The sequence below is a fragment of the Chrysiogenia bacterium genome (assembly GCA_020434085.1).
Lineage (GTDB): Bacteria > JAGRBM01 > JAGRBM01 > JAGRBM01 > JAGRBM01 > JAGRBM01.
In genome coordinates this window covers 1-8,342 of sequence record JAGRBM010000074.1, presented here as the reverse complement: position 1 = coordinate 8,342, position 8,342 = coordinate 1, and the positions used below count along the sequence as shown (strand labels likewise).

The 8,342-nt window shown below is 64.2% G+C and carries 8 protein-coding genes; 1 reads left to right on the top strand and 7 read right to left on the bottom strand.

Features of this window, described 5'->3' with window-relative positions:
• From KDH09_02570 to KDH09_02540, 7 genes are all read right to left on the bottom strand, one after another.
• Positions 1–1,024, bottom strand: a 1,024-nt coding sequence (locus KDH09_02570; GenBank protein MCB0218554.1) for an acyl-CoA dehydrogenase family protein, incomplete at its 3' end; no start/stop codon positions are given.
• 228 nt (positions 1,025–1,252) lie between these two features.
• On the bottom strand, positions 1,253–2,752 hold the full coding sequence (gene der, locus KDH09_02565; GenBank protein MCB0218553.1) for a ribosome biogenesis GTPase Der: 1,500 nt from the start codon (positions 2,750–2,752) through the stop codon (positions 1,253–1,255).
• A gap of 82 nt (positions 2,753–2,834) precedes the next feature.
• Positions 2,835–3,677: an acyltransferase family protein gene (locus KDH09_02560; GenBank protein ID MCB0218552.1), complete on the bottom strand. Its 843-nt coding sequence runs from the start codon at positions 3,675–3,677 to the stop codon at positions 2,835–2,837.
• An 18-nt stretch (positions 3,678–3,695) separates the two neighbouring features.
• The gene (gene era, locus KDH09_02555; protein ID MCB0218551.1) at positions 3,696–4,586 is read right to left on the bottom strand and encodes a GTPase Era; all 891 of its coding nucleotides are present in this window, start codon (positions 4,584–4,586) and stop codon (positions 3,696–3,698) included.
• Positions 4,583–5,320, bottom strand: a complete 738-nt coding sequence (gene rnc / locus KDH09_02550) for a ribonuclease III (GenBank protein ID MCB0218550.1) — start codon at positions 5,318–5,320, stop codon at positions 4,583–4,585. Before rnc ends, era begins: the two co-directional genes overlap by 4 nt.
• Positions 5,317–6,396: a tRNA 2-thiouridine(34) synthase MnmA gene (gene mnmA / locus KDH09_02545; GenBank protein MCB0218549.1), complete on the bottom strand. Its 1,080-nt coding sequence runs from the start codon at positions 6,394–6,396 to the stop codon at positions 5,317–5,319. The genes rnc and mnmA overlap by 4 nt, the downstream gene beginning before the upstream one ends.
• A gap of 235 nt (positions 6,397–6,631) precedes the next feature.
• The gene (locus KDH09_02540) at positions 6,632–7,738 is read right to left on the bottom strand and encodes a hypothetical protein (GenBank protein MCB0218548.1); all 1,107 of its coding nucleotides are present in this window, start codon (positions 7,736–7,738) and stop codon (positions 6,632–6,634) included.
• Positions 7,739–7,941: 203 nt separating this feature from the next.
• On the opposite strand from KDH09_02540, the gene KDH09_02535 reads away from it, so the two are divergent.
• A partial coding sequence (locus KDH09_02535; protein MCB0218547.1) for a hypothetical protein occupies positions 7,942–8,342 on the top strand: 401 nt, incomplete at its 3' end.

The following is an 8,342-nucleotide window of genomic DNA, read 5'->3' as shown; positions in this document are numbered from 1 at the left end:
CGTAACCGCCGTAAATCTGCACGGCGTTGACGGCTGCTTCCATCGCCATGTCGGCATTGAAGCACTTGGCCACGCTGGCGTAGTAGCTGTTTCGCTCGCCCTGGTCGAAGGCCCATGCCGCGCGGTAGGCCAGCAGGCGGCCGGCTTCAATGTTCTTGGCCATGTCCGCCATCATGAACGCGATGGTCTGGTGCTGGGCGATGGGGCGACCGAATGTCTGGCGTTCCTTGGAGTAGCGGACGCAGTGTTCGAGGGCCGCGCGCGCCAGGCCCACGCCGAGCATAGCGACTTCAGGCCGTGTGATGTCGAAAGCCTTCATGGCGATCTTGAAGCCCTGTCCCTCGGCGCCCAACACGTTCTCCTTGGGAATGCGCACTTCTTCGAAGCGGATGCCGCGCGTGTCGGAGCAGCGCTGGCCCATGTTGTTTTCCTTCTTGCCGACCTGCACGCCCTCGCTCTTGGCGTCGACGAGGAAGCCCGTCAGGCCCCTGTGTCCGGCCTCGCGGTCGGTGTAGGCAAGGACGAAATACCAGTTGGCCACCGACGCGTTGGTGATCCACATCTTCTCGCCGCTCAGGATGTACTCGTCGCCCTTCTTTTCGGCGAAGCTCTTGATGCCGGCCACGTCACTGCCGGCCGCGGGCTCGGTCACGCAGTAGGCAGCCATGATCGGCTCCTCGGTAAGCGGGGTGAGGAAGCGCTTCTTCTGGTCGTCATTGGCCGCGACGAGAACCGGCGCCGAGGCCAGGGCGTTGCCCTCCATGGCGGTGGAAATGCCGGTGCAGCCGCGGGCGAGCTCTTCGGCAATGATGACGGAGTCCAGCAGTCCCAGGCCCAGGCCGCCGAAGTCTTCGGGTACATGCAGGTTCATCAGGCCGACTTCGTGGGCCTTCTTCACGATGTCCCAGGGATACTCGGCGCTCTCGTCGTAGTGTGCAGCCTTGGGGATGATTTCGTTTTCGGTAAAATCCTTCGCGAGCTCCTGCAGGGCTTTCTGCTCGTCGCTCAGTCCAAATCCGATCATGGGGTCTCTCCTGTGCAATTGTTCAGCGGGGTGGTGCCGCGCGGGCGTCGCAATGACCTGCGGCAACGCTCTCTACATGCCAGCGAAGCACGCAGTGGTGCAAGCGTTCCAGCGGAGAAAAATCGTTTCAGCTCAAGTTGTTGTGATTGATACGTCAGTCAAAGAGCTTCGCACTTCTTGGTGCAATGCGAATGCAGCGTAGGGGCGAGGCAGGCCTCGCCCTTCTCGTCAGCGGCGTTTGAGGCGCCCGCGGGTGGCGGCGCTGCCGCGCGGGCCGGCGTCCTTTTGTTTGGGCATGGACGCGCGCTTGCCGTGTTTGAGCTTGAGCTTGATGTGTACGGGCACGCAGTCGAGCTGAAGTCGGTCACGGAACTGATTGACCAGGTAGCGCCGGTAGTTCTTCGGAAAATCCTTGATGTTGTTCGTATAGAGCATGAACACCGGCGGCGCGGTCTTGACCTGCGTGACGTAGTTGAGCTTGAGCGGCCGGCCGCGCGGGACGGGCGGCGGGTTCTGCTCGGTGGCAAGCTGCAGCAGCTCGTTGAGGCGCGAGGTGGTAAAGCGCGCGTTGAACTTGACCTTGACCCGCTCGATCTCCTTGATGAGCGGCTTCATACCCTCACCCTTCTCGGCGGAAATCTCGACGAGCGGGGCGTAGCGAAGCCCCGGCAGCAGGAAATCGATGCGGTCCTCGAACTTCGCGCGCTCATCCTTGCCGCGCGGCTGCAGGTCCCACTTGTTGGCGACGAGAATCATCGCGCGCCCGGCCTCTTCTACGAGGCCGCACAGGCGGCGGTCCTGCTCTGTAAGGCCTTCGGTGGCGTCGAAGACGACGAGCACGATCTCCGCGCGCTCGATGGCGCGGAAGGAATAGAGCACGCTGAACTTCTCGACGCGCGCACTGATGCGCGCCTTGCGCCGGATGCCCGCGGTGTCGATGAAGACATAGGGCTTCCCGTTGAGGTCGATCTTCGTGTCGATGGGATCGCGTGTTGTGCCCGCGATCTCCGAGACAACGAGCCGGTTCTCACCCAGCAGGCGGTTGATGAGCGTGCTCTTGCCGACGTTGGGACGGCCGACGACGGCGATGGGCGTGGCGCCCTCGTAATCGATGTCCTGCGCACTCTTCTCGACGTCGGGCAGGGCTTCCTCAATGGCTTCGATGAGCTCGCCCACCTCGCGGCCGTGCTCGGCCGAGATCGGGTAGAAGTGATCGATGCCGAGCTCGTGAATCTCCGCGGCGTTGTTGCGCGCGCCCTTGATGTCCATCTTGTTGGCGGCAACCAGCACGGGGATCTCGCGCTTGCGAAGTGTGGCGTAGATGTCGCGCTCGGCGGCGGTGAGCCCAGCGGCGCCGTCAATGAGGAAGACGATGACGTCGGCCTCTTCAATGGCGAGCTGAGTCTGCACAGAGACCTGCGCCTCGATCCCCTGCGGGTCGAGCCCCAGGCCGCCGGTATCGACCAGCAGGAAGTGACGGTCGTAGTGTTCGCAGCGCTCGTAGTGGCGGTCGCGCGTCACGCCGGGCGTGGACTCGACGATGGCCTTGCGCCGACCGACGATGCGGTTGAACAGGGTGCTCTTGCCCACATTGGCGCGCCCGATGATGGCCACCAGCGGCAGCGGCATCGTCGACGCGAGCTTCACGCCCGAGGGGATGTCCTCGGGGGATGCATAGCCCTCGTACTCGTCGAGGGGGTTGTATTCGTCGTCGCGTTCGTCGCTCATGGGCTGCTCTGTCTCTTACCGCTCGCGGGGCGGCGCTCATCTGGCATCGGTATAGAGGACCGGGGACCGGTTGTCGAAAGGGTCAGCTTTTCGGGGGGCGCTCGGCAAGGCCCTGGCGAATGAGACCAAGGACCTGCTTGCGCACGCCCTGCTGCAGGGCCAGCGCCGCGCGGTCGTCCTGGGCGCCGCTCACGGAGACCGGATCGCCGAACAGGAAGGTCAGGTCCACGGGCTCAGGAAGCGGGCCGATCCCGGCAAAGGGGGGCATGGGGCGGTTGCGGCGCCCCACGGCCTGTTCGAGCCACTGGGCCAGGGCGCTGCGTTCGATGGCGTCCCAGCCGGGCAGGTTGTGGAAGAACTCCTCCACGCCCACGCCGGCGAAGGGATAGATGGGCACGTCTGCTGCCTGCGCCACGCGGATAAAGCCCGTGCGCTTTCCCCAACTGAGCTGGTAGGCCTCGTAGTGGGGTTTCATCACCTCGTTGCCCCCGCCCGGATAGACGATGACCAGGTTCCCCTCGCGCAGCAGGCGAATCGCGTTCTCGCGCGTGCCGGGGACCGCGCCCATGGCGGCCAGCCACTCGCGAAGCTGCGGGATGCGAAAGAGAACCCGGTCGGCCAGCGCGCGGATCGGGCGGCCGAGCTGCGTGCCCAGCAGGTGCGGCATCACAAAGGCGTCGTAGCCCGTGCGCCCATGGTTGCCCACCAGCAGTCCGCCGCCGTCAGCGATTTTGTCGAGCCCGCGGAACTCCACATTGAAGTAGGCGGAAATTGCTTCCTGCACCGGTGAGAGCGCGCGCACCAGGCTCTCGTCGTAGTGTTCGGTCCCCGGGTCCCACACGCCAAAGCGCGCGAGCGAGGGAATCTTCTCCGCGAGCGTGTCGATCAGGCCTTCGAGGCCGCCGGGCTTCTTCGGGGATGCCATGGCAGTGCGCGACGCGGGCTAGTTGCCCTCGTAGCCGAACTCCTTCAGGTAGCGCGGATCTCTGGTCCAGTCCTTGCGGACGTCGACGAAGAGTTCGAGAAAGACCTTCTTCCCCCAGAGTTCTTCGAGCTCCTTGCGTGCGCGGGTGCCGATTTCCTTGAGCGTGCGGCCGCCTTTGCCGACGACGATGCCTTTTTGGGAGTCGCGCTCGACGTGGACGCGCGCAGCCACGCGGTTGAGCTTGGGCAGTTCTTCGAAATTTTCGATCTCCACCGCGGTGGAGTAGGGCAGTTCCTGTCCCAGAATCTGGAAGACTTTTTCGCGAATGATCTCCGAGGCGCGAAAGCGCTCGTTGGTGTCCGAGAGCTGGTCGGAGGGAAAATACGCGGGGCCTTCGGGGAGCAGGGCGCGTAGCTTTTCGAGAATGATGTCGAGCCCCTTGCCGCGGGTGGCACAGATGGGGATGATCTCGCGCCAGTCGGCCAGCGTCGCGATTTTCTCCATCAGCGGCAGCAACGAGGGTTTTTCAACCTTGTCGATCTTGTTGAGCAGGCACAGCATCGGCTTGTCGAATGTCTTGATGACATCGACGGCGGCGCGGTCCTCTTTTGTAATTCCCAGCGTCGCATCGAAGAGGTAGAGCACCACATCGGCATCGCGTGCGGCGTGCATGGCCGATTCGACCATCGTCTGATTGAGTGGCACCTTCGAATCGTGGTAGCCGGGCGTGTCGACAAAGACCATCTGGAAGTCCGCGCCTGTGTGGATGCCACGCACCTGCTGGCGCGTGGTCTGGGGCTTGGGCGTGACGATGGCCAGCTTCTCGCCGAGGATGGCGTTGAGCAGGGTGCTCTTGCCCGCGTTGGGGCGGCCGATCAGGGCGACGTAGCCGGAATGGAATGCGCTCACTCGGCGGTTCTCTCTTTCAGGGTCTTGAGCCCCATGCGCGCGGCCTTCTGGCCGGCTTCTTTTTTCGATCCCGCCTGGCCGGCGCCAATGACTTCGCCGTTGATGACCACTTCGACTTCAAAGATGCGGCGGTGGTCGGGCCCCGTCACGGTGGCGGTGCGGTAGTGGGGCGCCTTCTTCCAGAGCTGCTGGGTACGCTCCTGCAGGCGGGTCTTGTGATCGGTCACGCGGCGCGCCAGCGAGGGCGCGGTCAGTCGCTTGCCAAAGTGTTCCTGAATGACCGCGCTGGCGCGGCGCATCCCGCTGTCGAGATAAATCGCGCCGAGCAGCGCCTCGTAGGCATCGGCCAGGATGGAGGGCTTTTTCCGCCCGCCGGCGCGGTCCTCGGCTTCGCCCAGCAGGATGTAGTCCTGCAGGCCCAGTTCCTTGGCCACCTGCGCCAGGCTCTTTTCCTGCACCAGCGCCGCGCGCAGCTTGGAGAGCTCGCCCTCGGGTTTTTCGGGAAACACCTTGAGCAGCTCGGCCGTGATGGCCAGGTCGAGCACCGCATCGCCCAGAAACTCCAGGCGCTCGTTGGTCTCGAGATCCTCGGCCTCGCCGCGCTGGATGCGCTCGTTGCGCCAGGAACGATGGGTCAGTGCCTGCACCAGCAGCTTGAGGCTGCGGAACTTGTAACCGGTCGCTTTTTCAATGGCCTTGCGCTGCGTGGCGCTGATGGGGGAGGATTTGCTCATGGAAGCACTTCCTCGATCCATCCGCCGCCGAGCACGCGCTCGCCGTCGTAGAACACGGCTGCCTGTCCGGGGGTGGCTGCTTGCTCGGGTTCTTCGAAACGCACGAGTGCCTTGCCCGATTCGCTCAGCGTGATGTGGGCGGGCACCGGCTCGTGGCGATAGCGGATCTGCACCTGCGCGTCGAATTCCGGCGGCAGTCCCGAAGCCAGCGCGGCGATGCCCACCTGGATGGCCGGCGCGTGCAGCTCGCTGGCCGGGCCGACGACGACTTCGTTGCGATCGGCATCGATGCGGATGACGAAGTGGGGCTCGCTCATCCCGCCAAGGCCCAGACCGCGGCGCTGGCCGATGGTGTAGGCATGAATGCCGCGGTGCTCGCCGATGACGTTGCCGCTGGTATCGACGAACTTGCCGGGATTGGCTTCACCAATGCGCTCCTCGACAAAGGGCACGTAGCCTGCGTCGGGAATGAAACAGATTTCCTGGGAGTCGGGCTTGCTCGCCACGGGCAATTCAAACCTGTCGGCCAGTGCCCGCACTTCGTTCTTGGGCAGCTCGCCCACGGGGAAGAGCGTGCGCTCGAGCGCTGCCTCGCTCATGGTGAACAGAAAATAAGACTGGTCCTTGTCGGAGTCGAGCCCGCGCAGCAGCGCCGGCTTCTCACCGCTGCGATCGATGCGCGCGTAGTGACCGGTTGCCAGAAAGTCGCAGCCCAGCTCATCGGCGCGCTGAATCAGAAGATCGAACTTGAGGTGCTCGTTGCACTTGGCACAGGGGTTGGGGGTGAGGCCCTTCTTGTAGCTCTCGACAAAGTAGTCGATCACGTGCTTCTGAAAGGCATCCTTGTAGTAGCCCGCATAAAAGGGAATCCCCAGGCGGTCGGCCACGGTGCGCGCATCGCCCACGTCCTCGACCGAGCAGCACGAGCGAGGGCCGCGGTCCTCGGCCGGCAACGCGTCGGCCAGCCGCATGGTCAGACCGATCACCTCGTAGCCCTGCTCCGAAAGAAGGGCCGCCGCGACTGAAGAGTCGACGCCGCCGCTCATGGCGACCAGTACTTTTCCCTTGCTGCTCATACGTCTGAAGTTTCCGGCTCCTTGCGCCGGGTCTGCTCTCTGGTTTCTGTGGCTTCGGGATGCGGACTGCGCGGCGGGTCAAATCAGTGACGCCGCACCTTGGTGGCGAGAACCTGCGACCTGCCCGGCGCAAACCGCCCCGAGCGCCGCGCACTATAGAACCGCGCGGGCCCTGCGCCAATAAACGCTTTCGCTCCCCGCTCCCCCTGCGGGGGGATCGGGGGCAGAAATTGTCCTAGTTGCCCGAGAGGCGGTCCCAGGCGTGGAGGATGGAGTTCCCGATCCGACCCAGCAGGGGCCGGTTGCCGAAGAAAACGTCGCGGATGGGCCGGTCGGTGGGGATGGCGCAGCCGGGCTTCTGGGGGGCGTGCTCGATCTGCTGATACCACTCCCGGTACCGCAGCAGGCGGGCCGGGTTCATGATGCAGTCGGGCTGATCGAAGGGGTGATCCAGGTGCAGCAGCAGGTGCCCCAGCTCGTGGGAGGTGTAGGCCCCCAGATACCGGGCTGCCTCGTCGCGGGTGTAGGAACCCCCGCGCATTTCCACGAGCGGGGGTTCCTCGCCCAGGACCGGGTAGCTGCTCAGCACGATGGAGCCCCCATAGGTGGCGTTGCTGCGTTCGGTAAAGCCGGTGGTGATGCCCCCGCGAAGCGAGGCATGAATCTGGGCGTCGATGGTCTCGGCGCTGGCAAGGAGCTGGTTGGTGATGATGAGGTCGTAGCGCCGCACCTCGCGCACGGCCGCGTCCCAATAGACGTATTGATGATAGGGAAGCGCATTGTCGAGAAGCGGCACCCCTTTGGCCTGCGGGGCCTGGAGGGCCGCAAGTACGGCGAGCTGCTCGAGGTGGTGCTTGGCGACCAGGTCGAAGAGCCGACCCTTGGAGTCGACGACCTCGAGTTGCTCGGGCGGGAGAATCTCTGAGGCAAAGGCCATGAGCTCGGCAAGCGAGTCGCGCTGGTGTCCCTCGGCCAGGGCCAGGGCGAGCTTTCGTGCATGGGCCGGGTTGGGTTCGACGATGTTGAGGACGAAGGGGTCTTCGGTACGGTACTCGGGAAAGACGACGGGGAAATATTCGCGGAAAAACTGGTCCGTACTCATTTCGCCCAGATCGATCCAGCGGATGCGTACATGGAGCTGGTCGAAAGCAAAGCGCTGGGCCTCGGCCAGAAAGATTTCCAGCTCGCGGTCGGTGAACTCGGGAAGGTAAGCGTTGGTCACCCGAAGGACGCGGATGGGGACGGGGTCCGGACTCTCGAAGGGAACTTCCTTCGGCGTGCAACGCGCCGCTCCCACGAGCAGGAATGCCGTCAGGCAAAGCCGCACTGTTCTCAGACTCATCAACTCAAAAGACTCCGGTTCGTGCAGCCCATCCTACTCCATCAGCGGCGGGCGCGTCAGCCTGGGGTCTCGTTTAGGTTGCAGTGGCCGCGCAAACGCGCAGATCCTGCAAAGGGCAGCTTGCCCCTCAGCAGGCCGCTACGGTAGAGTAGGCCCATACTCAATGGATCGCGACATCACCCGGGGGGAGGCTGCACTTTATCATGGCAGCAAACGGGGGAGCCTTGGCGTCGGACCAGGTTGCGGGCGGCACAGTGGAAGAGGCCAGGACAGCACCGACTGAAATGGAGATCCTGATCAACCGGACACGGTTCGGTCTGATGGGGGTGTGCGCGTCCGTCGTAATGGTGGGCGTTCTCTTGTTGCTGCTCATCGTGCCCGGACTCTTCGGTCTGCGGCTGAGCGATGCGCTCGCCATGATCCCCATCGCGGCGGCGATCAGCGGGTTTACCGGAACAGTCCAGATCTTTCTTCACGAGCACTGGATGCGCCGCATGGTGTGGCTGGCCCACCCCGAGGGGGTCCGCCTTCCCGCTTATGAATCGGTCATCAAGCTGACCATCAAGATCCTGCTGGTGGTCAGTGCATTCTCGCTCCCGCTCTT